The organism is Nitrosomonas sp. Nm166, assembly GCF_900112825.1.
Classification (GTDB): domain Bacteria; phylum Pseudomonadota; class Gammaproteobacteria; order Burkholderiales; family Nitrosomonadaceae; genus Nitrosomonas.
The window spans coordinates 1-23,484 of record NZ_FONE01000048.1 but is presented as its reverse complement, the minus strand read 5'-3'; the positions used below and the strand labels follow the sequence as shown (position 1 = coordinate 23,484).

Here is a 23,484-nt window from a genome sequence, read left to right as displayed (position 1 = left end):
CAAGTTGCTCCGTTCCACTTGCCTTCCGTGCCATGATGACCTCTACCAAAGGTAAAGGCTTATATTATTACTGTTTCTATCTGTAATTGGAATTATAGGCAATGCGCTGCGCGGGAACCAGCAAGGTGGTGATGGCGTCGACCAGCGTCGATTTGCCGGAACCGATGTCACCGGTCAGTAAGCCGTTTCTGCCATCGAGTTTCAGTGTCCAAACGCGCTGATCGAACGTGCCCCAATTGAATATTTCCAGCTGTTTTAACCGGAAACCGGATAGTCTGTTATCCGCCGTGAAATCAAGACTCAGCGGTTGCGGTTCAAGCATCGTTCGCACTTTCCTTTGATGTTTCAGATACTGCGCCCGGCAGTTGCGCTTGATAGGCCGCCAGCCGGGCATCGAAATCCGCCAGCCACTGGGCGTCGACAAATGCTTTAAGAATCCGCCGCACCTCGAAACCTGGCAGTGCGGCAGCGCTGCCGCTACGTGGCTTGAGGCGGCGCAGAAAACCTAATTCAACGATTTTGTTAATGTGGATTTCGATCTGATCGATCAGGCGGTTTCGTTACTGCTATCCGGCAGAAATACGCGCACCAGTTCGACGATGTCATCGCGCGTCAGAATCAGGCGGGTATCGCTGCCGCTGGCGTCAAATTCGGCCAGTTTTTTGCGCAGCAGGGCCAGCAGCAAGCTGACCGGAAACGACAGCGGTCTGCGTGCAACCAGCCGGGGCAGTTTGGGGGTGGCTTCATTGTCTGCGGATTCCGTCCGGCTTTTGAGGAATGCGTAGCCTTCCGCTTCGTCAAGCACCAGATCCAACCCCAGCACCGTTACATAATCGCGCACGCGGGTTTGCAGATTCAGCAGCATGCCCCACAGCCGTTCATCGTCGTCGCGGTAGATGACACCCTTGAGCAAGGTGATGAGCAGTACCGGCAGATCCGCAGGCGGGTCGGGGGATATTGCAACGTCTGCCGGTTGTTCTTCTCCATCCATATCGGTCATATCCATGAATAGTCAGCGTACGAAAATAACACGCGGCAGCCGTGCTTGCTTGCTGACAATGGCGCCATCGTGGGCTGCGGCGTTCCAGGTGATTAAATCCTCGGTGTTTTCGTCCACCACCGCCTTGAATGATTCACTGCCCAGTTGCAGATAGGTGACCAGCTCCGCCAAACCCTGTTGCAGCGGCTGTGTGTCAATCAATTCAGACAGCATGATTTGTTCGCGTGTTTGCAGTGCCTGGCGAATGTGCCGGGTCAGACGCGCCTTGTCCACGACGATCTGGGCATAGAGTGCCGCCGGATCGGCGTCGCTGTCGCCTGCTTGCAGTTCGATATCCGCAATCAGAGGCTTGAATGCGGGTGTGAATAACGGGCGTTCCATGGCCAATTCGATGGCTGCTCCAGGCTGCGCGATGCGCATGATATCACCGGCGGGCGGCGCTTGCCGCAAGGCCAGCGCTTTGCTCTCGATGCCGTGCAGAATATCCATGATGCGCTTATTTTCCAGCCAGGCTTGATCGTCGAGAAAGCGGCGCAACTGTTGCGATAACTGCGCCACGGTGCGCAGCGTATGCTCACCGGCTTCCAGCCAGTCGTAATGCACGCGGCGCGTGCGGGCATCCGGCCGCAGTTCGATGACCGGCGGCAGCGCCAGCACATGTTCCAGCAGTCCGGTCAATTCCTCCTGTCTGCGGCTGGACATCAAGAAATCGCAGAAAGCGCGGAAGCTTTTGCCTTGATCCGAATCGCCGATGGCGTCGCGCTCGCCCATGATTTCTTCCAATAGCCCGCCTTTGGCGCCTTCCCACAAGGCGATTTGTTCGCGCACTTTACGATCCAACTGGCGGAAGTTGTACTCGACTTCGCGAAAATCGGTCAGTAACTCCCGTGCCAGTTGCATAAATTGCTGGAAGCGGTCTTTCAATGCCGAGTCGTCGAGTAACGCGAAATCGCCTGCTTGAATGCGTGCGATTTCGGCGTCAGTTTCAGCGCGCCGTTTATGCAATTCCGCGAGGCGTTTGGCCGGATCGGATTCGCTGCCTTCGCTCATCTGTTTGAGCAGATCGAACAATGTCAACAGGCGCGACCCGGTGCCGACAAAACTGCGTTCCGACAATGCCGACAGCCAGGCGATGGCTTTCTCGGTTGCCGGCGTCAGATCGAATTGCGGTTCGTCCGAACCTTGCTGATAGAATTTTCGCAACCAGCCCTTCTCGATACTGGCCCAGTCGTTCAGATATTCCTGTGCGCTTTTGGGGAAAGCATCTTCACCCAATTGCTCGCGCAGCGCGTACAACTCATCTTCCAACGCTTCAACCAAATCGGCCACCGACATGACACGCACGTTGGGCGCGATGAACACGCGCTGCAAAAAACTGGCCACCAGCGGCGCATGATCCGAGCGCAGCAACCGCCAGGCGGGATGGCGCGTGCGCAGGCTTTCCAGTGTGGCAAAATCCAGTGTCATTGCAGCGGATTGACTGCGGTGCAGCGTTCACCGACCCAGCGGCCATACGTTTCGGCTGCTGCATGCACCGGCGTGCCGGCGACGGTGCTGTCGAATTCGGTATTTCCCGAGAAACTTTCCGGGCTGATGAAAGTGCCCTGCGCGGTTCCGTTGCCTTGATAATGCTGGTTTGCGCATACCAGATTCAGACGGTAGCTATTGCCGGTACGGGTTGCTTCTTGTACGGTACAGCCGGAGTGGTGTTCATAAAAATAGGCGGGAATATCCTGCTTTGCCATTTCCGGGGTGATGCAGATATCAGACGTGGTTGCGCCATTTTCGATTTTGGGCAGTTTGAGGCCATAGCGGTGGGCGAGATCACTCAATTGCTGCATGTGTTCCGAAGGAATATGCGGCACCAGCGCCAGCAGATCGGAACGCGTAGTGATTTCCCATAAGCCGGGGCGGATGTGCTGATGGGCAAAAACGGATGTGGCCAACAGGCCCGACAGGATGGAAACAAGAATTTTATGCATGAGGTTTTCATAGGGTGTTTTTGAAATGATCGGTTCTACAAAAGTTTACCGGGATCGCGCCGTTGAAAAACTATCTGCGTTGCCGCTACGGTGTTAAAAACAGGCTCAAAATGCTCATTTATTACGCATAAACTGCGCTTTTCGCCTGTTTTTGCCTTGTATCGGCTGCCTCGAAAACGTTTTTCAATGACATGTTAAAGTGATTTTTCAGTTTGACAGATTGTTGAGCAAGTTTAGCCGATTAGTAAAAAAATCTCAGGGAATTTGAGCAGTGACAGTGGATCGATAAGCTTTAATATAGCCTTAATATATATAAGTATAATTTTTTATTATTTATGGTTATATGTGTAATTACTGTATATTTTCAACTTTTGTTTGGAATGTGAAACTATGGAATGGCAAGGCTGGTTTACGTTGAGTTTGTGCGTCGCGGTGCTGATGGCGCTCGTCTTTACACGGGTGGGTCCTCATTTGATTATGATCGGGGCGTTGACGATACTGAGTGCAGGCGGAATTCTAAATGCTAACGACGCGTTAAGCGGTTTTAGTAATTCTGGTTTGATTACGGTTGCCGGCATGTTTGTCGTGGCCGCGCGGATGCATGCTTCGGGCGCGATTGATTTACTGGTCAACAACCTGTTGGGCAGACCCGGGACTTCACGTGCCACTGAACCGGATGTTTTGGCCGGTTGCATTTCTAAGCAGCTTTCTCAATAACACGCCGGTAGTGGCGACAATGATCCCGGCAATTTATAGCTGGTCGAGAAAAATCGGAATTTCCCCTTCCAAGCTGATGATTCCGCTGAGTTATACGGCGATCCTGGGCGGCACGGTGACCTTGATTGGCACCAGTACCAATTTGATTGTCAACGGTCAATATCAGACACTCACCGGAGAGCCCGGATTTTCCTTGTTTTCGATCACGGCTGTCGGCTTGCCTGTTGCTATTGCCGGTTTTTTATTCATGTGGCTTTTCTTTCCAAAACTGCTGCCTGACCGGACTCAAGGCCAGGTTTTTTCCAATGTGCGCGAATTTACGCTGGAAGTTTCCATCGCGCCGGATGGTCCTTTGGTGGGCAAAACGATCGAGCAAGCCGGGTTAAGGCATTTGCTTTGCAGCGTGTGTACCTGATTGAGATTGAGAGAAACGGTGTTGCGCTGGCGGTGGTTGCTCCCGAAGAAGTGCTTCAGGGGGGCGACCGTCTGGTATTTGCGGGCGATACCGACGCGATTTCGGATTTATTGCGTATTAATGGCATCGTGCCGTCGACAGATGGCGATCATGGGCAAACCTTTACCGAGCGGCATCCCGAAAGACGTCTGGTTGAAGCGGTGGTGTCGCCGCATTGCACGGCCATCGGTCATGCCATTCGCGACGCGCGTTTCCGTGCCCGTTACGGCGCGGCGGTGCTGGCCGTGGCGCGGAATGGCGAGCGTATCAAAGGTAATCTGGGCAGTATCATCCTGCAAGCTGGTGACACGCTATTGCTGGAAGCAAGACCGGCTTTTGTCACCCGCCAGCGCTATAACAAGGATTTTCTGTTAATCAACGACTTGAACACCGAAACGCCGCGGCATGAACGGGCTTATATCGCCTGGGCCATTCTTCTGACGGTGATCACCGCGGTCAGCTTTGAAGTCATCAGCATGTTGAACGCGGCATTGGTGGGGGGCGGCCTGATGATCATCACCGGCTGTTGTTCGGCTAATCAAGCGGAAAGAAGCCTTGATCTGAGTGTTATCATCACGATTGCCTCATCATTTGCCTTGGGGATAGCATTGGAGAAAACCGGCGTAGCAAAATATCTTGCGGAAAATATCGTCAATCTGAGCGGCGGTACGCCCTGGTTGCTGTTGATTCTGACCTATATCGCCATTTCAATGTTGACCGAAGTGATTACCAATAATGCAGCGGCGCTGCTGATGCTGCCCATTGTACTGGAGATCACCGAAAAAGCCGATTTGAATAATGTGCCTTTTGTGTTTGCCATCATGCTGGCCGCTTCTGCCAGCTTTGCCACTCCTTTGGGTTATCAAACGAATATGATGGTTTATGGTCCCGGCGAATATCGTTTTATCGATTTCCTGAAAGTGGGAATACCGATGAATATTATAGCGGGTGTTGTCGCCATCACGGTCTTGTTGATCGGTTGGCCGTTGACTAAATAGAATAGTATTTTTCAAACTCAATTCCTCGCTTTTTGGGGTGAGTACAATCCTGCTGATTTCCTTCCGGAACCCCAGCGCCTGTCCCAGTGCATGATATCCAGGCTTATATCATGCACTGGGCGCTTGCTCAGCATGATCCTGAGTGCTGGCTGGCTGATGATCAGACGGCGGCCACTGCAATGATGGCGTTGATTCACCACAATGACGAATCCTTTAAACCAAAGCTGGATTTGTATAAATATGCGGTGCGATTTCCACAGCACTCTGAAACTTATTATCGCGGGCAGGCCGAGCCATTTCTGGCCGATTTGAATGTGCGCTTGAGTAATGATGGTTACTTGCTGGCGAGCCGGTATACGCGGGCGGATATGGCGATCTTTCCGTTCATCCGGCAGTTTTGCAATGTCAATCCGGATTGGTTTTATGCATCAAAGTACCAGCATCTGATTCAATGGCTTGATGGTTTGATCGGATCGGCGTTATTTCACCGAGTGATGCAGAAATCAGCCGATTAACAAAGGGCTGAGTCACTTTGAATTGTACAAACAGTAGAGTCAGGTCTTGCCCTTATCATCTACCTTTTTCTCCTTGTTAATAATCGGGCGGATAGCTAGCGCAATCGAGGCGGCCTTTGCAAAATTTTACCGGCAGTTATTTGGCCTCATTCAAAAGGGTTTTAAGCGCATGATGCATGGCGTTGTTAGGCCGTAGTAGACAGAAGAGCCAAGACTTCCTTCACGGTCGCAATCACCGGCGAGGCGAGTCCCGCACAGGCTTTCGCCGCTTCAATGAGCCCCTCCGCGTTAAGTTCGTACCACTTACGTCGAGGTGTTTCTTTGGTTGCCTCCGCAACAAAACTCGACAAGTCCTGTGCCATCTCTTTCTGCTTCTCCGCTGGGAGCATCTTTGTCAGATCCTGAACCTGAGAGCAGAGTAACTCAAGCTTCTGTTTGAGATCGTCATTAGCGCTTGATTGCGCAATCTGATTAAAGCTGTCTTGAATCGTTGTGGCGATGGCAAAGTCACCGTGAAAAACGTTGCTGTCGCCTAGTTGTACCTTGGGGCCATGAGTTATACTTTGATCTCGTTTGTCAATCATAATTTGAACCTCTCGCTGTAGTTCATTGCGATTCCTCGTCAATTCGAGAAATCCCGTTTTTCCTGAAAAACCTAGAATTTTACCGTTTAACTCATGTAGTTCGCTGAGGAGGAGGCGCAACTCTTCAGCATTCTGCGATGCTGCAGCTTTAGCCTCCATTAAAGTGCTACCATCAACCGTATCTAACATGCGCGACATGTGATTCGCGGTATTCTCTATCAACATGATAATTCGTCCCTCACGCTCCTCTATAAGGCCCAGCACACCTCCCCATCCTGAGATTTGTGGCAAATTGTTGATAACTGGCCTGACGAACTGATCGAAGTTTTGACGAAGGTGCTTTAGCCTGCTGCATATTTCTGCAGCATCGCGGTAAAAACTCCGCGCAGTGAGCAAATCGATCTGTTTTCGCAGCTCTGTCATTTTGGTTGAACCTAGGTCTGAATTCTCCAGATATTTGATCTCGATCAGGAGCGTTAAAACGTCCTGGAATGCCTGCTCGACAACTTGGATAACCTGAGTAAGGAAACGGAGAATTTGGCGGAGCTCGGCGTCATCCAATCCCGGTGCAGTCGCAACCGTTTCGATCATTCGGTCGATTTGTTCAACCAGATCGGTCAAGCCTTGATTCATCGTCATGAATATTTCTCCTCAAGTTATTCGATTAATGCCCTAACGCCTAAAACAGCGGTGCAGTTATGCGTCCGGCTGATTTTTTTTGTTAGGGTTCGATTGACCTGATTGCTGAGTTAATTGCTCAACCTTCTGATTTATGAATAGATATAAATTTGTTGAAAACATACCAACTAAAATTGCAACCAATGCCATTGTATAGAAATCACTAGGGCTATTAAGAACAGCCGTTGTTTCGACACCTTGTTTTTCCAAGTGCGGCGCAACTATAGATAGGAGGACACCGCTTTTTATACCAACCCATGAAAATGATGCCATTATCCCAGAGGAAATAACCAAAGAAAGCTGTTGGGCGACTTTAACCCCAGCAATCATTATTCTCGACACGGCGCCTAAAATACCAAGCAAGAATGGAATAATTAGCAGTACTAGCGCATTAAATGCCTGATTGATAGTGATTAACGTTTCTTCATCAATCTGATATATGTCAGGGTTGCGCAAAGAAACCATTAGCAAAATCACAAAAGCAAACATAAAAACTGTACCTAAGTACAATAATTTTATTTGCTCTGAGGGTAATTTTATTTGTTCTAAGGGTAATTTTGTTTGCTCTGAGGTGCCTCGGCGTATATGTACCGTTTCATCGACCTTCTCATTTTTTTCTGTGTCAATTGAATCAGTTGTATTACCAAATGGCAACTCAGCAACAGTTTTATCAGTTTTTTCATAGGCATTTATTTGTTTCTCCGTTGCCATACTGGAACCCTAACTAAAATTAGGCGTCCGAAATGACGCGATATATTACGTCATAAATGATATCTAATACGAAAATACTCATCATATCTCCTTGTGTTCTCATATCATTGGTTGAATTAGCTGTCATCATATCAAATGTGTTTAGATCCACAAATAGAATGAATAAGCCCATTGAAAATAAACCTCGGCTTTTGGACCAAGTGCAGGATAAACTTCGACTAAAGCATTACAATTATCGCACCGAACAATTGCATATTGACTGGATCAAGCGTTTTATCTTATAACTCCCTCATACAATAGGAGAAAATCAAATTGATCCGTTCTTGTCTTATCACATTTGAATGTCACGGATGTAGAATTTTCCCGCCATGAAATTATTGTGCGCAATCGGCAAAATCGCAACGCGTAACATACGGATTGTGTTTCATAATGTGTCCATACGCTGATCATCATGCTGCCAATCGAAACAAGCATCGCTACTATGCTTATACTCAGTGAGTATTTCTCATGCCTTGTAATTGATGGGTCTTTCGAGCGTAACTGATGTCGCGTGAAGAGCCAGATCAAGAATGCCGCCTAACAGCCAAGGCTATGAATAGTATCAGTTCCGCTTGGTGAGAGATTCATGAATGATTGCAGACTTAACGCCAAAGCTCAGCGGCCGGTCGCTTTTGGCCGGTCCACTGGAGCGTGGGATTGGGCGGCTGAGTCATTCCGCTGGCTTGCCATGCTTCGATACAATAACATGGGACAGACCACTATTTCAGGTTATGTGAGAAGCAGATTACCAGATTCTGGTTCTACAACCTTACGCGGTCGTCCAGATTTGCCGGGCGTTACTCGTCGCCCCAAGGCCGCTGATACCTGCGCAGTGAAGCGTTCATTGCCCAATGCGAAGTTGCCATTTGTCGCCCGCCGGATTTCATCTACCAGCTCCGGCTTCAACTCATAACGGAACAGCGCGCGGTAAGCCGCCTGCCTGCCAGCGTCATCCAGTCCCAGCGCCAGGTAAAGCGGGTGAGGTTTCACCAGTGCATCAGTCTCCCCCTGCGCATTCGCCCGGTAGCTAGACCAACGGTATTCAGCTAGATGCGCCACCATACCTGCCCGCACCGGATTCAGTTCGATATAGCGCTGGCACGCCAGCAAATAGGCCTCTTCCTGAATGAGGCAGGAGCGGAAACGTCCCTCTCACAAGGTTCCGCTGCGCTGATAGGTGCGATTCACATACTGCACATAACGCTGACCGAGCGCCTTCATCAGTTCTCCGCCAGACTCGGCTCGATCGGCGGAGAGCAGCAAATGCACATGGTTGGTCATGAGCACATAGGCATGCACTCTGCAACCGGTTTTGCCAGCATATTCGGCTAGCCAATTCAGATATAAGCGGTAGTCTTCTTCGGCAAAGAAACAGGCTTGGCGATTATTACCACGCTGGATGAGGTGAAGTGGAACATTGGATAGTACGAGGCGGGCACGTCGGGGCATTAGCTGGCTTCTGTAAGTTATTGTAACTGATGAATTCTAACACAAAACAGTGGTCTGTCCCCTAATATGCTTCCTTCTGATCATATTACAAACCCTGGGGATGCCACAGGACGTCCAGCGAGGATGTAGAAAAACTCATTTTTCGGACCGACGGTGCATCCGGGCTTCAAATTTTTGAAGTACTTTGACGAGTAAGAAATCGGGTTTTTCTGAACTGTATTCATAGTGTCAGCGCGTCGTTTATACTGGACCTGATGACGCTTAAAAACTTGAACGGCGTATTTTGTCTTTGATCCACTGTTTTTCATTGGCCCACCCCATAATGGACAAGCTTCTCAATGTTGTGGACCAGACAGTACAGCTTCCATTGTCCGTCGACTTTGCTCCGACCCCGCAGAGTAAACCGAAATCGAGGCGTTTGTTATTGCGGAGGTTGCCGAACACCGGTTCGACCGTTGCGAAGCGGCGGGTGATTATCTGCTGGCCCCGGTCCGAGTCAATCTTCCGCTTCATCCGGTCAGTATGGGTTTCATAGCCGTCGCGTTTGCCTTGGAAAAATGCAACCTGCCGGGTCTTAGTTTCCTCCGGTGTGCACAAACACTGGGCTCGGAGGGTGCAGGGCAGGTAATCCCGCTCGGCGCCCCGAAACTTCATCGCTGCATAGTCATTGAAGGTGCAGTTCGAGCCATTCGAATAGAGCCGCTTGCCAGCCGGGCAGAGGCAGTGCGAGCCATCTTCGGCGAGCCGGAAGTTACCCGGACCGAACCGTTTCTGTTTCTCCGGCCGCGGACGCTTGTCCCAGACGGCGGAGTCGGCTGTTGGAGTGTCCCTCTTGAAGCGATTGTTAGCCCTTAATTGGGAACAAGACACGTTGGTTTTCAACTTTTGCAAGAGAGCGACCCTCATCTGCGAATTTGGCATTACACAACACATGCCGTTTATCATCAGAAGTAGATTTTTCGACGCTGCAAAGAATTTCCATCCTGAAGTCTGCGGTTTCTCGCAACCATTCCTCAAAATAAAGCCACTGCGCAAGACCATCGGTACGATGAGCTTTGATCCAAGGGTGAGATTTCTGCCGAATGAGGCGCTTTCCTATCGCGCTAAGCTTTATGCTGCCAACTCCTGGGGCAACAGGATTGAATATTGCCTCACCTTTAAGATCAAGTTCCCAGCGTCCGTCAGCTTTTAGCGTCGTTGGGTACATTCCAAGAAATTGGACCATTTCATCTGGTGCAGCAACATCGACTAAGACACGATTTACTTGCTCAAAAGATACTCGTTTTGTGTACCTATCGGGCGTTTCATCGAGAATTTCAATTTTTGGGATTATGAAGAAGCGGTACGCATCATATTTGCTCGGATCGAAACTAATGCCGTGAGTCAAAATTTGACGCTCTGTATCGGGGAGAGCACTGATGTCAACTTGTTCAGCGTGCTTTGACACTTGTACTGAAAAGGGGCCTCGAAACATTGAAATCCCCTAGTATGAAAAAAGCGATAACAATAAATTTTTAGGGCTAACTAAAATTAAGCATCCGAAATGACGTGATATATTACGTCATAAATGATATCTAATACGAGGAATACTCATCATATCTCCTTATGTTTTAATATAATTGGTTGAATTAGCTGCCATCATATCAAGTTTGTTTAGATCCACAAATAGAATGAATAAGCCCATAGAAAATAAACCTCGGCGCACTGGGCCAAATGCGGACAAACTTCGACTAAAGCATTACAGTTATCGTACGAACAATCGTATATTGACTGGGTCAAGCGCTTTATTTTCTAACACCCTGATACGGAGAAAACGAAATTGAGTCGTTTTTGTCTTACCACGTTTGCATGTCACGGATGTGGAATTTTCCCACCAAGAAATTATTGTGCGCAATCGGAAAAAATCTCAATGCGTAACACACGGTTTGTGTTTCATAATGCGCCATACGCTGATTCCCATGCTGCCAATCGAAACAAGCAGCGTTATTATGCTTATACTCTGTGAGTGTTTCTCATGTCTGGTAATTGATGGGTCTTGCGAGCACAACTGATGTCGCGTGAAGAGCTAGATCAAGAATGCCGCGTAACAGCCAAGGCTATGAATAGTATCAGTTGTCCGCTTGGTGAGAGATTCATGAATGATTGCAGACTTAACACCAAAGCTCAGCGGCCGGCCGCTTTTGGTCGGTCCACTGGAGCTTAGGATTGGACGGTTTGCTGATATAGAAACTCCGGCGCAAGGTCAGCACCATTGGGCCATGTGACGGTTTCAAGTTCGGGGTCTATCGTGGCTTGAGCGAAGAGGTTCTTGTCTTTCAGCGGCTCGAACATCGGCCCCCAAAGCTCAGCGCTCAGATCGACGGTTCCGGATGTGCCATCGTGGAAACGTAGCCAAAGTCTGTAGCCCTCCAAAGGCTTTATCTCAATAACTTTAGGAATCATGACTTACTCCAGCGGGTCGATCATATTCAAGGGTTCTCTGGCCTGAGCACATTTCCAGTCATCAAGTAATTCCGTCTGGTGGAGAGTCCGCCATTCCTCGACCAGTCGCAAGGCGCGAGTGCCCAGTTTGCCTTCCAGAATCTGGCCATTATCTATGCGAATGGATGCTTGGTCACCACCATACTTAGCATGAAAATGCGGTGGCGAATGATCGTTGTAGTACATCGCGATGATGATCCCGAAAAAGCGGCTTATCTCTGGCAATCCCATCTCCCGGAAATGCGCATTGAAGCCATTATCACTCACTGCGGCTTACTTTCGAACGCCTAACTTAAATTAGACACCGGAATGACGCAATATATTACGTCATAAATGATATCTAATACAGGACTGTTGACGGTACTCCTTGTATTTTAGACTCATTGACCAATTAAGCTGTCATCATATCAAATTTATTTAGATCCACAAACATAATGAATATCCAGAAAATAACCCTCCGGTTTTTGGATCAAGTACGTGGGACATTCAGGTTAAAGCATTACAGCTATCGTACCGAGCAATCTTATATTGCTTGAATAAGCGTTCTATCTTCTTTCAATAAGTAATATCCGGATACGATGAGGGGAAATGGATCGGTTTTCATCAGGCGAAAGCTCTTGTCCGCGAGGTCACGCACGTCTTTTGGCAGTGCGTGGTATTGCGCCCAAAACCGCGAAGCTGCAGTGTGCTTCAAAGGGACTTAGTCTTTCCGGCGCGATACTCGGCGAGTGCCTCGTCAATTAGTGAATCTAGCTTTCCCGAAACCGCATCAGCCTCGATCTGTCGATCCCATCGGGAATTCTCGTACTCGATGAACCAATCGCGAAACGCCGCGAAAGATTCGTCGTCAAGACGCTCGATCTCGCGTTCGATTGCCTCGATCTTGTTCAATTGCACCTCCATAACTATGTATCACGAATTGTAGGGCGGAAGACCCTGCACGCCTAACTAAAATTAGGCATCCGAAGTGACGCCATCTATTACGTCATAAAATGATATTTAATATGAGAATACTCATCATACCTCAGCGCATCATTCTCTCTTAAATATTTCCTCCAGCGGAATTCCTTCCAATTTTCCTTCCCGATAAGCTTTCAGTCGCCTTTCCGATTCCTCTGCCCAGATTTCATCCAACCTCTGGTCTGGTTCGTCTAGACTCTGGATCAGCCCCTCCACCAGGGTGAGCCGTTCCTCGGGTTTTAGTTTCATTGCCGCATCTAATAGTTCTTTTGTACTCATTGTGTTGCACCTCTCAGTTTCATGAAATATATCGTTTGAGCTCAAGCCGTGGCTCGTCAGGGATGTCGAGACTGCTGTGAATTGTTAGCCGTTGGTGCTCAGTATCATCATGTATTTTAATAGAAATTAAAAAATGAACAAGACAAATGATGTAAACAAATGCGACAATGCTGCCCGCTAAAAATTGCTGAATCCAGTGTGGGAAAAAAATTCGTTTCAAGTATTATGGTTTAACTATGGAAAAATGGCGCGATTGCTTGAAGCATCTTTCGCGTCGGATTGATTGATCTAAGAAAACGCTGGTTATTAAGCTGTTAGTTGGTGACAGCGTACAATTATTTTTCTATGAAAAAATTATCTCCCGATGTAATCACAAGGCGGCTTGCACAGCTTCCCTTAGCAACCTATACGGAAGATTTGCCCGTTAACGCGCGGCGCGAAGAAATCAAGCGTGCCATCGAGAATCATCAAGTGGTGATCATTTGTGGCGAAACGGGTTCAGGCAAAACCACGCAAATCCCCAAAATCTGCCTGGAGCTCAAGCGCGGTGTGACCGGCCTGATCGGACATACGCAGCCACGCCGCATCGCAGCGCGCACCGTCGCGGCGCGTATTGCTGCTGAGCTCAATAGCGCCGTGGGGCAGGCGGTCGGTTATAAAATCCGCTTTACGGATAAAATCAGTCCGGATACCTATGTCAAGCTGATGACGGACGGGATTTTGCTGGCCGAAACGCAGAGCGATCCGCTGTTGCAAGCTTACGATACACTCATTATTGATGAAGCTCATGAGCGCAGTCTGAATATTGATTTTCTGCTCGGGTATATCAAGCAGTTATTGCCCAAACGGCCTGATCTCAAACTCATCGTCACTTCCGCTACTATCGATGCACAGCGTTTTTCCGGGCATTTTAACGATGCGCCGGTGATCGAAGTGACCGGCAGGCTATATCCGGTGGAAATCTGTTACCGTCCATTGCTTGCCGATGACGAGGAAGATAATGATATGCAGCGCGCCATTCTTCATGCGGTGGATGAACTGATCGTGCTGGGTCCAGGCGATATTCTGGTTTTTCTTCCCGGTGAACGGGAAATCCGTGAAACCGCCGAAGCGTTACGCAAGCATCATTTTAATCATCATTCCGCATATTCCGGCGTGGAAATATTACCGCTGTTTGCAAGGCTTTCCTTTACAGAACAGGAACGGGTATTTCAATCCGGCGGTACGCGCCGCATCGTGCTGGCCACCAATGTCGCTGAGACTTCACTGACTGTGCCGGGTATTCACTATGTGATTGATACCGGATGGGCGCGCGTCAATCGATACAGCTACCGCAACAAGGTTGAACAATTACTGGTAGAGAAAATCTCGCGTGCATCGGCTAATCAAAGGGCAGGGCGCTGCGGTAGGGTGGCCGAAGGGGTTTGTATTCGCTTGTATTCGGAAGAAGACTATCAAGTGCGTGCTGAATTTACTGACCCGGAAATCCTGCGTTCTTCACTGGCGGCCGTCATTTTACGCATGAAATCGCTGAAAATCGGTGACGTGGAAAGCTTTCCGTTTCTGGAGCCGCCATCGCCGAGGATGATCGCCGATGGTTATCAGTTGCTGGCAAAATTGGGAGCGGTCGACGACAGCAAGCAATTAACGGACATTGGTTGGCGTCTTTCGAAATTTCCGATCGACCCAAAAATCGCCCGCATGATATTGGCGGCAAAACATGAAAACTGCCTGCGCGAAATACTGATCATTGCTTCTGCATTAAGCCTGCAGGATCCGCGTGACCGGCCGTTTGAGCAGCAAGCGGCTGCTGATCAGGCGCATCTTCGTTTTCAGGATGAGCGTTCGGATTTTCTGTCTTATCTGAAATTGTGGGATTTCTTTGATGAATTATTAAAACATAAAAAATCTACCCGCAAACTGATCGCCCAGTGCCGCGAACATTTCTTGTCGTACCGGCGGCTGCGTGAATGGCGTGAAATCCATGGCCAGTTGCATGTGCTGATGACCGAGATGGGTTTTAGGCCTAATCAAGTACCTGCCGGCTATGACGAGATTCACCGCGCTTTGCTGGCCGGATTGCTCGGCAATATCGGTTTTAAAACCGAAAAAGAGGGCGAATACCTGGGTGCCCGTGGTATCAAATTCGCCATTTTTCCGGGCTCGGTGCTGAAAAAAGGCAAGGCCAAATGGGTTGTCGCTGCGGAGCTGGTGGAAACCACAAAGCTGTATGCGCGCTGTGTCGCCAGAATTGATCCGGTTTGGCTGGAAAAAATTGCGGGGAATTTATGTAAGAAACATTATTTTGATCCGCATTGGGAAAAGAAACAGGCACAGGTGATGGCTTATGAGCGCGTAACATTGTACGGCTTGATCATTGTTACCAAGCGGCCTGTTCATTACGGTCGGATTAACCCTAAAGAATCACGAGAAATTTTCATCCGCTCGGCGCTGGTGGCGGGTGAGTATGTTACCGAGGCGCCTTTCTTTGCACATAATCAGGCGTTGATTCAGGAAATCGAAGAACTGGAACACAAAGCGCGGCGGCAGGATGTTTTGGTCGATGAGCAGGAAATTTTCGCTTTTTATGATGCCATTATTCCCGAAAACATCACCAACGGCATCGGATTTGAAAAATGGCGCAAACAGGCTGAGCAGCAAAATCCCCATTTGCTGTATCTGAAACGCGAGTTGCTGATGCGGCATCAGGCCGATCGCATCACAGAAGTGCAGTTCCCGGAAAGCCTGACATTACCTGATGGCAGTGTATTGCCGCTCACTTATCGCTTTGATCCCGGCCATGCACTGGATGGTGTGACCGTTCGTGTGCCGCTGCCCTTGCTCAACCGGTTGGATGCCCGGCAACTGGATTATCTGGTTCCAGGCCTGATTCGGGAGAAAGTGACCTGGTATTTGAAAGCGTTACCGAAACAAATCCGTCGTATTCTGGTGCCGCTGCCGGAGTCCGTCACCGAATTCCTCGAGAATCAATCGCATGCTTTGCCGTTGATTTCAACGCAGGGTGCGTTAGAGAAATTCATTTTAAGAAAAACCACTCTGTCAGTTCCACCCGGAACCTGGCAAATAAAAGATATGCCAGCGCATCTGTTGATGAATATTCAAGTAGTCGATGATGCAGGGAATGAACTGGCGATGAGCCGCAATCTCGCCGAATTGCAAACGCAGCTTGGCGAAGCCGCGCAAATGACTTTTGTACAGCGGCACACTGAGACTGAAAAAGTCAGCATTGAACGCGATCACATCACCCAGTGGGATTTTGGCGATTTACCGGTGGAAATCACCTTTAAGCGCAATAATCAGCAACTGATCGGCTATCCGGCGCTGATCGATCAGGGGGATAGTGTCGCTATCCGGCTATTGGATACACAGCAAGCAGCGGATACGGCAATGCGCTTGGGTGTGCGGCGGTTGCTGTGTCTGGCGCTGAAAGATCAACTCAAGCAACTGGAAAAAAATCTGCCGGGATTGAAACAGGCCAGCATGCAGCTGACGACCCGGATGAATCCAGGCGATCTGAAGCAGGATATGCTGAATGCGATCATTGATCGCGCTTTGCTGGATGATGATACGCTGCCGCGCAGTGAAGCGGAATTTGCCGCACAAAGCCAGCGGGCCAAAATCCGTCTTCCGGAGACTGCTGCGACACTAGCTAAATTAATGCAGCAAATTGGCAATGAATATCAAATCCTGATGGGACGACTTACTACGATCCGCATCAGCAGAGTAAAAAATGAGCTCAACGAGCAGCTCAAAAATCTCGTTTATCCTGGGTTTCTTGGCAATACATCTTGGAAAAGACTGCAGCATCTGCCGCGCTACTTGAAAGGCATGTCGCTGCGCCTGGAGAAACTGCCGGCCAATCCTGAGCGGGATGATAAAAATAGCCAGGAAGTCAATGCGTTCTGGCAGCAATATGCTCAGCGCTTGGAAAAACATCAGAAAATGGGATGGATGGATGAAAATCTGGATGAATTCCGCTGGCAAATTGAGGAATTGCGCATTTCCCTGTTTGCGCAGGAGTTAAAAACACCGCAACCTGTATCGGTCAAACGGCTGCAGAAGTTGTGGGAGAGTGTGCGGGTGTAATTCATTTACAGTACCAACCTCGGCGTTGAATACCATGTAGACCGCTGATTCGAAGGGGAGTATGATCAATGCGCTATCTCAGTTTTTTCCGGCCGAAGGAAAATGCGTTAGTCCTAATAGGTAAGATGATTGCCTAAAGTTCGATTCAAGCGAAGCCTCATTTCAAACTGACTTGATTAAGGAGGGCAACATGGGAAAGACACCACTCGAATCGCTGCTTGCCGACAAGGCCGTGATGGCCGAACTCGAATCCCTGGAGAGCGTACCCCCGACTACTTTGCGGCTGAGAGCGACACCATCAGCCAAAAGCTTGCGTGAAGCCGCGCGCCGACTCGGCAAGCTCAGCGAGCTGGAAGCGGCGGGTGAGGTTGCAACTGCGCGGGGTGGATTTGAGCTGGAAGCCATCGTGGTTGCGTTCGGTCGTCCAACGCTTCTGGTTCAGGATAATGTCTTCGCGACGCCAGAATTGAAAGAGTGGCGGCTACGGCTGGAGCCGTTCCGTTCCACCTTGCAGCGGGTTTTGCCGTCGGTAGGGCGCATCGAATTGAAGCGGTTGCCGCAGGATATCCACATCGGAACGGGTTGGCTGGTGGCCGAGGACATCGTGGTAACCAACCGTCATGTGGCGGAGTTCTTCTCTCGTGGCAGTGGCCGTGCCGCAGTTTTGTCGAAGGATCCCTTCGGTCAACCGGTGCCTGCGCAGATCGATTTTCGGGAAGAATATGCCCGTCGAGATACTTCCGAGTACACCATCGCTGAGATTACCTGGATCGAAGAGTTTGATGAGCGCTTTCCGGATTTGGCGTTGCTTAGGCTGCGGCGCAATGGACAATTACCGCCGCCGATTGAATTTCTGACCAGTCTTCCGAAAGCAGACGAGACCACGATTGCAGTGGTCGGGTATCCAGCTTGGGATTACCGCAATGATGCCGCTACTATGCAGCAGTTGTTCGGTGACATTTACGGCGTCAAGCGCCTCGCACCTGGTTTTGTCACTGATGCAGGGCAAGGTTTTGTCTTCGAACACGACTGTACGACATTGGGTGGAAACTCCGGCTCGGTTGTCCTTGATGCCGAAACAGGAAAAGCCGTTGGCCTGCACTTCGCGGGCGAGTTCAAGGTACGCAATCTCGCTATCCGGGCCGACAGGATTGCGGCACGTTTAGCTGAATTCAACATACAGGTTGCAGTGCCCGTTACTTATCGACGCCTGTGCGACCGGCTGAGCGATCAGCGCAGCGCCTTTGAGCTTGAAGCACCGCGCAATCCGGAGAATTACGCCGATCGGGTTGGTTTCGTGCGCGATTTCGTGCCGGGCATAGCTGCTATTGAACCAGGTCTGGCAAACCTTACCGATGATCTCGCGGCTGTAGGGCACTGTGGGGCAGGCGGCGAACTCAAATATACCCATTTCTCGATTTGGATGAGCCGCAGCCGCCGGCTCGCTTTGTGCACCGCAGTAAATATCGACGGCAACTCGATGCGCCGCTATGCACGCAGCGTGGATCGCTGGTACCTGGATCCGCGTATCAATAATGATGCACAGGTGGGCAACGAACTGTATCAGCGCAATCGGCTCGATCGCGGCCATCTGGTCCGCCGCCTCGATCCGGTCTGGGGTGAAGAGAAAGTTGCGCGGCAAGCGATGGAGGATACCTTTCATTACACGAACGCCGCGCCGCAACACGAAAGGCTGAATCAGGCCACTTGGAATGAGCTCGAGGACTACATCCTCGACAATGCCGATGCGCATGATTTGAAAATCAGCGTGTTTACGGGATCGGTGTTCAGTCCGCGCGATCGGACTTATCGTAATATCAAGCTTCCCGAAGAGTTCTGGAAAATTGTGGTCATGGCGCGGCAGGATACGGATGGCCGTCTCGTCCCCCATGCTACTGCCTACCTGCTTTCACAGACCGATCTGCTGGGAAATATCGAGTTCGCTTTTGGAGCTTATCGGACTTGGCAGGTGCCGATCGCGCTGATCGAGGAGCGGACACGGCTTGATTTTACTGCGCTGCGCCCCTATGACCCGCTTGATGCAGGAACACGGGAAGGACCGGCACCAAAGCCGCAACCTATTGATGGATGGTGCGATATCGTGATGAGCCGCCAAGACGGCGGGAAGATTCCTGCCGGTAACGGACTCAGCACGCTAGCTCAACTGCGCCAGCTGGTGCAGACTGGGCAGCGACGATTCTCCCTGGATTACATCGCCGAGTTCGCGGAAGCTGTACCGGTCGACTTGCCCAGCCGGATCGCAGCGGTTCTGCCCGCCATAGTTGGCATTGAGCCCGTTTTTGCCAGCGATCCGCGTTTCGTGCGGATTCGGTTGCCTGGTATTGATCCGATCAAACTGAAGATCAGCCCCTTCGAATTAGTCGAACCGCTGCGTGCTGCGCTGGGGGCCTTAAGCGTAGAACCGGATTTGCCCACTGACTTTTTTCCTGTGGCGCCTTTGCCGGAGGATCTGGCTCGTGAATCGGCGGATTCTCTGGGGTGCTGGGTCGGCAACAGCGTCGCTCCCCCGGCCGATCCGAGTTGGGCGCTGAGCAATATAAGAATTACCGAAGCCTGGGCTTACTCGAGGGCTCAGGGATGTCCGAGCCAGGGCGAAGGAATTGTCATCGCACAACCCGACACCGGTATTACCGACCACCCCGAACTTACAGATGTCATCGACAAGCAGCTTTGGTTTGATCTACTGGATGGGGGCGAACCCATTGATCCCCTGGAGGCTGATGGCTTGCTGCGTAATCCAGGACACGGCACCGAGACTGGCAGTGTTGTTGCAAGCCGTGAATCACTGGTGATCACAGGGGCGGCGCCCGCGGCGCGCCTTGTACCCATCCGTTGCATTGAAAGCGTGGTGAGAATTACTCAGTCCCGCGTCGCACGCGCCATTGAGTATGCTACCGAGCAGGGCTGCCATGTCATTACCATGAGCTTAGGCGGGCTGTGGAGTTATCCGTTGGCCGTGGCCGTGCAGCGCGCAATCGAGAACAACGTCATTGTCCTCGCTGCCGCGGGCAATTGTGTGGGGCTCGTGGTATGGCCGGCACGCTTCGACCGCTGCATTGCGGTGGGGGGAAGCAATATCGACTACGGTACCTGGAAGGGTTCCTGCCGTGGCGAAGCTGTCGATATCTCGGCGCCGTCGCAGCATGTTTACCGGGCCAGTTGCAAGCAGAACGATCCTGACCCTTATGCCATTGGTCCTACGGAAGGAACTTCTTTTGGCGTCGCGCTCACTGCGGGCGTAGCAGCTTTATGGCTGGCTCACCATGGACGGCAAAAGCTGATCGACAGCCTCGCTCCAGGTGAAAAGCTGCAGGATCGCTTTATTCGACTGCTCGAGTTAACTGCCCACGTCCCGTCCAACTGGGATAAGGAGGAGTTTGGAGCCGGTATCGTGGATGCCCTATCTCTTCTCAAGGCTGGAATGGGAAGTTCGGTTCTGTCGGAAGTGCCTGCTGGTTTAGAAGTCCACGCTAGAAAGTCACGAGGTACGCCGCTTGATGCGGATCAAGCGGAAGCGGCAAGAGACCTCATGCGGGAGCTTGTCGGTGATACTGAGACAATTATCGATGAATCATTGCTCCAGCGACACGGCCTCGAGTTGATCTGGCTCGCATTTCAAAAGCGTCGCCCGGTCAGCAGACTCGAGACCTTAGCGGTGCCCGCGGTTTCAAGTTCGCTCAAACAGGCGCTGGAAAAATCCGAGAATTTCTCAATTGCTCGCTCGCTGGGGTTGCGGTAAAGGTTGTAGTGGTCAAAGTAAAACTCGTGCAGGCTATAAGCAACATATCAGGGGTTGTATGTATCTGCTCGTGCTTGATGCTATCGAGAAATTCTCAATGATTGATTAACTCGCAAGTCCAATTTGTTCCAAAAATAGGTTATTAAATATTGCCTTACACTCTGCGTTTTCAAGCAAGCTCGTTCTTGCTGCCAACCATTTATCCACTGCGGTATCACCAAATCGTTTGCGGATATTGGAAGGTGCATAATTATTAACTTTACCCCAGTGCTGGGTATAGTGAATTCCTGCGTTGTCAAGCCGCTGCCATATCTGATCAAAAAAAGCGCGGGTTCTAATAGAATTGATGCCATCCATATCAATGACACACCCAGGTTTATGCCGAGTAAACTCAAGCGTACCCTCAGCATGATTGACATAGCGGCAAGCAAATGCAATTGGAGCAGCTTCACCATTTTTTTGCTCATCAAGCAGAATATCCATTACACGAACAACATCTGGTAATGCAATCCCTATACCAGCACCAAGCGCATCCGACTTCGGCGTTGTAAAGTCGAAAGTTTCGCCAATTGTCCCGATCCTGCCATGAAATGGCTTTAACTTGATTTTGGTTGATTGATTAACCAATAACGGAATACTCTGACCGAAGGTGTCCGTCAGTGCACCGATGGTACCCAAAAGCTCATACCCTGGGTCTAAGTCACTATTAAGTGTGTAGTCAATATTTTCACCATTGTAGGGTTTTTTATACATAACGGTGACTGATGCTTTGTCCAAATCATAAGGATTAACTACAGCTTGAAAGAAATACGGTCGCTCATGATTTGTTGCTGCGTTTTCCCCCGGCAATGAGACACCTTCAAAATCAAGCGTGGCCAGAACCCTTCTTAAGTTATCATCATGATGAATCCAATCTCTACTTGCATTTAAAAGAAACAACGGTACTGTTTTTAGCATCACAGCCGCAACAAATCCCATGCAGCCGAAGCTGACAAGAGCAGAATTAAAAACATCATCATCACGAATTAACTCAGCACCTAGCATGTCTGCAAAACGAGAGGTATCTGTCGCCGGGTCTGAGGCTCGCTCGATCCAAACATGCCGGCTTGGACCTGTCACAATATGCATGCCAACAATATGATTCTGTAACGAGCCTTGGTCAATTGCTGATCCATGAGTGCCTGTCGCAATTGCTCCGGCTATGGTTTGCCCATTGCTGGCTCCTGAAGTATTCAAGGAGCGTTTATAGGTTTTTTCAATAATGCGGTTAATTTGTGAAATTTTTGTCCCAGACTGGACAAAAAATAGCTCATCGTTTTTTCCGGCGTAAGCGCCAGCAAGAATATTGCCTCCCATCGGGAAAACCCAGTTCAGATAGGCGGTGTCAACCATCCACCCGGGAGAGGCTGCTACATGGGAAAAAGACCAGGTACCACCAAAGGGTCGTACCTGTAGTGTTCTGTTACGCGCTTCATTAAGCAATACCTGAATTGTTTCTATAAGACGCTTGTGTCCGTCAAGACCTGGAGCTTCATTTACATTTGCAATATCAAAATAACCTGCAACCGGCTGCTTGATATTACGATGCCAGCTGATCCACACGTCAATGTCACGGGGACGAATTGTATCTGGCAACAGAGCCTTCAGAGCGTTATCGATAGGCATGATTATTTATCACCTCCGATACGTTGGCCAACGGGAGATTTTCCTGCGGAACATTTATATTCCATTTCCATGGGCTTAATGACACCCAGTGTAATAATAGAAATAAAATCATAAGCTAGATTATCACGCGCTCGTACGACATCAAGAGCATCGGTGATATCGCATTCAATGGCACTATGGGTAGGTTCAATCGCACCCCAAAAATAGGAATAGAGTGTCACTGTATGAGTTTGACCTGCCGGATTGGGTTCGGGAGCTTGAATTGTATAGTGTGCGCACCCTTCTACTAAAAATACAAAGAGCAATAAACTTGCAATTTGATACAGATTCTTATAAATATTCCAAGGCATTTTCTCTCCTGGGGTCGATTGAAATTTAATATAAGTATTTAATAAATATAAATAAACTTATACTATTGAGGTTATCACCTTACCAATAAGAAGACGAGTTTGTAAGGCCTTGATTAATGCTCAATGATGAATTTTGGTCGAAGCTAGAGAAGATTCTGCTTCAAGAAGCGATTTATAACAAGTGCAATTTGCGCATGATGATAGAAACCATGTGAGTAGGTCGCCTGTGGTATCAGCATAGTGCAGGTGCAGTCGATCAAAGACCTGCAAGCTATCGGGGAAAGCCTGGCGGGCAACACCGCCAGGTCTGAGGTTAAGCTAATGCTTATCTAATCTGCGATACTGAATTGCTTCCGCAATGCCCGGCGTATTCGCTTCATGCTCACAAGCAGTTGTCCATACCAGACACTCTTCTTTCATGCAGCAGCCAAGCTTGCTCCTGAATAGCCCATTGCCATGATCATGTGTTGACTACTACCGCATAAAATAACTATGGGGTCGATGGTCTATTAGACGACAATTAGTTCAGTCTGAACAATCCATAACATTCTGATTCTGTGTGATGAATTGATGAATTAAGGCGATTAAATTCACCAGTTTTTGGTAAAATTGCTACAATTTCCTGCAAATTTAGCGAGGATTACATGGGGCCAAAGCCGTGCATACTTTGCTGCCTGCCTTGGCGCAGGTGGCAATCCTGACACAGCGGCAGCCGAAAGAAGTGTTCGTAGACCTGGGCTATCGCGGTGCTATCG

Annotated in this window: 23 protein-coding genes and 1 pseudogene; 8 read left to right on the top strand and 16 right to left on the bottom strand. The window is 49.7% G+C overall.

Going from position 1 to position 23,484, the window contains the following annotated elements; all coding sequences use genetic code 11:
* Positions 1 to 76 precede the first annotated feature (76 nt).
* The 4 genes from BM021_RS12680 to BM021_RS12665 all read right to left on the bottom strand — a co-directional run bounded on the left by BM021_RS12680 (position 77) and on the right by BM021_RS12665 (position 2,982).
* The gene (locus BM021_RS12680) at positions 77 to 424 is read right to left on the bottom strand and encodes an ATP-binding protein (protein WP_256207910.1); all 348 of its coding nucleotides are present in this window, start codon (positions 422 to 424) and stop codon (positions 77 to 79) included.
* 123 nt (positions 425 to 547) lie between these two features.
* A complete protein-coding gene (locus BM021_RS12675; RefSeq protein ID WP_218147863.1) occupies positions 548 to 1,006 on the bottom strand; it encodes a DUF4194 domain-containing protein in 459 nt (152 codons plus the stop codon).
* 6 nt (positions 1,007 to 1,012) lie between these two features.
* Entirely contained in the window at positions 1,013 to 2,467 is a 1,455-nt protein-coding gene (locus BM021_RS12670; protein ID WP_090721392.1) for a DUF3375 domain-containing protein, read from the bottom strand.
* Positions 2,464 to 2,982, bottom strand: a complete 519-nt coding sequence (locus BM021_RS12665) for a DUF3617 domain-containing protein (protein WP_090721391.1) — start codon at positions 2,980 to 2,982, stop codon at positions 2,464 to 2,466. The genes BM021_RS12670 and BM021_RS12665 overlap by 4 nt, the downstream gene beginning before the upstream one ends.
* Before the next feature lie 375 nt (positions 2,983 to 3,357).
* Here BM021_RS12665 and BM021_RS16230 point away from each other — a divergent pair, with 375 nt between their 5' ends.
* The 4 genes from BM021_RS16230 to BM021_RS12655 all read left to right on the top strand — a co-directional run bounded on the left by BM021_RS16230 (position 3,358) and on the right by BM021_RS12655 (position 5,666).
* Complete coding sequence (locus tag BM021_RS16230) at positions 3,358 to 3,699, top strand: SLC13 family permease (protein ID WP_256207909.1); 342 nt, start codon at positions 3,358 to 3,360, stop codon at positions 3,697 to 3,699.
* The gene (locus BM021_RS16225) at positions 3,644 to 4,114 is read left to right on the top strand and encodes an SLC13 family permease (protein ID WP_256207908.1); all 471 of its coding nucleotides are present in this window, start codon (positions 3,644 to 3,646) and stop codon (positions 4,112 to 4,114) included. Before BM021_RS16230 ends, BM021_RS16225 begins: the two co-directional genes overlap by 56 nt.
* Positions 4,105 to 5,151 carry an SLC13 family permease gene (locus BM021_RS16220; protein WP_256207913.1) on the top strand — a complete coding sequence of 349 codons (1,047 nt, stop codon included), beginning with the start codon at positions 4,105 to 4,107 and terminating at the stop codon, positions 5,149 to 5,151. The genes BM021_RS16225 and BM021_RS16220 overlap by 10 nt, the downstream gene beginning before the upstream one ends.
* Positions 5,152 to 5,261: 110 nt before the next feature.
* Complete coding sequence (locus tag BM021_RS12655; RefSeq protein ID WP_143074348.1) at positions 5,262 to 5,666, top strand: glutathione S-transferase C-terminal domain-containing protein; 405 nt, start codon at positions 5,262 to 5,264, stop codon at positions 5,664 to 5,666.
* 185 nt (positions 5,667 to 5,851) lie between these two features.
* Here BM021_RS12655 and BM021_RS12650 read toward each other — a convergent pair whose 3' ends face one another.
* Positions 5,852 to 6,889, bottom strand: a complete 1,038-nt coding sequence (locus BM021_RS12650) for a hypothetical protein (protein WP_090721390.1) — start codon at positions 6,887 to 6,889, stop codon at positions 5,852 to 5,854.
* 57 nt (positions 6,890 to 6,946) lie between these two features.
* Positions 6,947 to 7,639: a hypothetical protein gene (locus BM021_RS12645; protein ID WP_090721389.1), complete on the bottom strand. Its 693-nt coding sequence runs from the start codon at positions 7,637 to 7,639 to the stop codon at positions 6,947 to 6,949.
* Positions 7,640 to 7,695: 56 nt separating this feature from the next.
* Here BM021_RS12645 and BM021_RS16645 point away from each other — a divergent pair, with 56 nt between their 5' ends.
* The gene (locus BM021_RS16645) at positions 7,696 to 7,923 is read left to right on the top strand and encodes a phage integrase N-terminal SAM-like domain-containing protein (protein WP_371116483.1); all 228 of its coding nucleotides are present in this window, start codon (positions 7,696 to 7,698) and stop codon (positions 7,921 to 7,923) included.
* Positions 7,924 to 8,407: 484 nt separating this feature from the next.
* On the opposite strand, the gene BM021_RS16215 is transcribed toward BM021_RS16645, so the two are convergent.
* From BM021_RS16215 to BM021_RS12605, 8 genes are all read right to left on the bottom strand, one after another.
* Positions 8,408 to 8,788 carry a hypothetical protein gene (locus BM021_RS16215; RefSeq protein ID WP_256207907.1) on the bottom strand — a complete coding sequence of 127 codons (381 nt, stop codon included), beginning with the start codon at positions 8,786 to 8,788 and terminating at the stop codon, positions 8,408 to 8,410.
* Positions 8,789 to 8,830: 42 nt separating this feature from the next.
* On the bottom strand, positions 8,831 to 9,127 hold the full coding sequence (locus BM021_RS16210; RefSeq protein ID WP_256207906.1) for a transposase: 297 nt from the start codon (positions 9,125 to 9,127) through the stop codon (positions 8,831 to 8,833).
* A 261-nt stretch (positions 9,128 to 9,388) separates the two neighbouring features.
* On the bottom strand, positions 9,389 to 10,018 hold the full coding sequence (locus BM021_RS16200; RefSeq protein WP_371116480.1) for a transposase: 630 nt from the start codon (positions 10,016 to 10,018) through the stop codon (positions 9,389 to 9,391).
* Positions 9,972 to 10,601, bottom strand: coding sequence for a hypothetical protein (locus tag BM021_RS15785; protein WP_090721387.1), 630 nt, complete (start codon positions 10,599 to 10,601; stop codon positions 9,972 to 9,974). Before BM021_RS15785 ends, BM021_RS16200 begins: the two co-directional genes overlap by 47 nt.
* Positions 10,602 to 11,326: 725 nt before the next feature.
* Complete coding sequence (locus BM021_RS12620) at positions 11,327 to 11,569, bottom strand: DUF2442 domain-containing protein (protein ID WP_090721386.1); 243 nt, start codon at positions 11,567 to 11,569, stop codon at positions 11,327 to 11,329.
* 3 nt (positions 11,570 to 11,572) lie between these two features.
* On the bottom strand, positions 11,573 to 11,839 hold the full coding sequence (locus BM021_RS12615; RefSeq protein WP_256207911.1) for a DUF4160 domain-containing protein: 267 nt from the start codon (positions 11,837 to 11,839) through the stop codon (positions 11,573 to 11,575).
* Positions 11,840 to 12,298: 459 nt separating this feature from the next.
* Positions 12,299 to 12,499 (bottom strand): hypothetical protein, encoded by a 201-nt coding sequence (locus tag BM021_RS12610; RefSeq protein WP_090721393.1) that lies wholly within the window; start codon positions 12,497 to 12,499, stop codon positions 12,299 to 12,301.
* Between the two features lie 141 nt (positions 12,500 to 12,640).
* Positions 12,641 to 12,847, bottom strand: a complete 207-nt coding sequence (locus BM021_RS12605; protein ID WP_090721385.1) for an addiction module protein — start codon at positions 12,845 to 12,847, stop codon at positions 12,641 to 12,643.
* A 345-nt stretch (positions 12,848 to 13,192) separates the two neighbouring features.
* Between BM021_RS12605 and hrpA the strand changes: the two genes are divergently transcribed.
* On the top strand, positions 13,193 to 16,954 hold the full coding sequence (hrpA, locus tag BM021_RS12600) for an ATP-dependent RNA helicase HrpA (RefSeq protein WP_090721384.1): 3,762 nt from the start codon (positions 13,193 to 13,195) through the stop codon (positions 16,952 to 16,954).
* A gap of 190 nt (positions 16,955 to 17,144) precedes the next feature.
* Positions 17,145 to 20,714 (top strand): DNA/RNA non-specific endonuclease, encoded by a 3,570-nt coding sequence (locus BM021_RS12595; RefSeq protein WP_090721383.1) that lies wholly within the window; start codon positions 17,145 to 17,147, stop codon positions 20,712 to 20,714.
* A gap of 105 nt (positions 20,715 to 20,819) precedes the next feature.
* On the opposite strand, the gene BM021_RS12590 is transcribed toward BM021_RS12595, so the two are convergent.
* Positions 20,820 to 22,379, bottom strand: coding sequence for an FAD-binding protein (locus tag BM021_RS12590; protein WP_090721382.1), 1,560 nt, complete (start codon positions 22,377 to 22,379; stop codon positions 20,820 to 20,822).
* A 2-nt stretch (positions 22,380 to 22,381) separates the two neighbouring features.
* Entirely contained in the window at positions 22,382 to 22,729 is a 348-nt protein-coding gene (locus BM021_RS12585) for a hypothetical protein (RefSeq protein WP_090721381.1), read from the bottom strand.
* Between the two features lie 116 nt (positions 22,730 to 22,845).
* Here BM021_RS12585 and BM021_RS16195 point away from each other — a divergent pair.
* Positions 22,846 to 22,941: pseudogene (locus BM021_RS16195) on the top strand (IS5/IS1182 family transposase); the annotation flags it as partial.
* Positions 22,942 to 23,484 lie beyond the last annotated feature (543 nt).

Excerpts from the sequence above, each read along its gene's own strand:
- BM021_RS12645 (WP_090721389.1), bottom strand. The coding sequence starts at position 7,639 with ATGGCAACGGAGAAACAAATAAATGCCTATGAAAAAACTGATAAAACT.
- BM021_RS12605 (WP_090721385.1), bottom strand. The coding sequence starts at position 12,847 with ATGAGTACAAAAGAACTATTAGATGCGGCAATGAAACTAAAACCCGAG.
- BM021_RS16645 (WP_371116483.1), top strand. The coding sequence starts at position 7,696 with ATGATATCTAATACGAAAATACTCATCATATCTCCTTGTGTTCTCATA.
- BM021_RS12655 (WP_143074348.1), top strand. The coding sequence starts at position 5,262 with ATGCACTGGGCGCTTGCTCAGCATGATCCTGAGTGCTGGCTGGCTGAT.
- BM021_RS12670 (WP_090721392.1), bottom strand. The coding sequence starts at position 2,467 with ATGACACTGGATTTTGCCACACTGGAAAGCCTGCGCACGCGCCATCCC.
- BM021_RS15785 (WP_090721387.1), bottom strand. The coding sequence starts at position 10,601 with ATGTTTCGAGGCCCCTTTTCAGTACAAGTGTCAAAGCACGCTGAACAA.
- BM021_RS12595 (WP_090721383.1), top strand. The coding sequence starts at position 17,145 with ATGGGAAAGACACCACTCGAATCGCTGCTTGCCGACAAGGCCGTGATG.
- BM021_RS12650 (WP_090721390.1), bottom strand. The coding sequence starts at position 6,889 with ATGACGATGAATCAAGGCTTGACCGATCTGGTTGAACAAATCGACCGA.
- BM021_RS12620 (WP_090721386.1), bottom strand. The coding sequence starts at position 11,569 with ATGATTCCTAAAGTTATTGAGATAAAGCCTTTGGAGGGCTACAGACTT.
- hrpA (WP_090721384.1), top strand. The coding sequence starts at position 13,193 with ATGAAAAAATTATCTCCCGATGTAATCACAAGGCGGCTTGCACAGCTT.
- BM021_RS12585 (WP_090721381.1), bottom strand. The coding sequence starts at position 22,729 with ATGCCTTGGAATATTTATAAGAATCTGTATCAAATTGCAAGTTTATTG.
- BM021_RS12665 (WP_090721391.1), bottom strand. The coding sequence starts at position 2,982 with ATGCATAAAATTCTTGTTTCCATCCTGTCGGGCCTGTTGGCCACATCC.
- BM021_RS16210 (WP_256207906.1), bottom strand. The coding sequence starts at position 9,127 with ATGCCCCGACGTGCCCGCCTCGTACTATCCAATGTTCCACTTCACCTC.
- BM021_RS12615 (WP_256207911.1), bottom strand. The coding sequence starts at position 11,839 with ATGGGATTGCCAGAGATAAGCCGCTTTTTCGGGATCATCATCGCGATG.
- BM021_RS12590 (WP_090721382.1), bottom strand. The coding sequence starts at position 22,379 with ATGCCTATCGATAACGCTCTGAAGGCTCTGTTGCCAGATACAATTCGT.
- BM021_RS12675 (WP_218147863.1), bottom strand. The coding sequence starts at position 1,006 with ATGGATATGACCGATATGGATGGAGAAGAACAACCGGCAGACGTTGCA.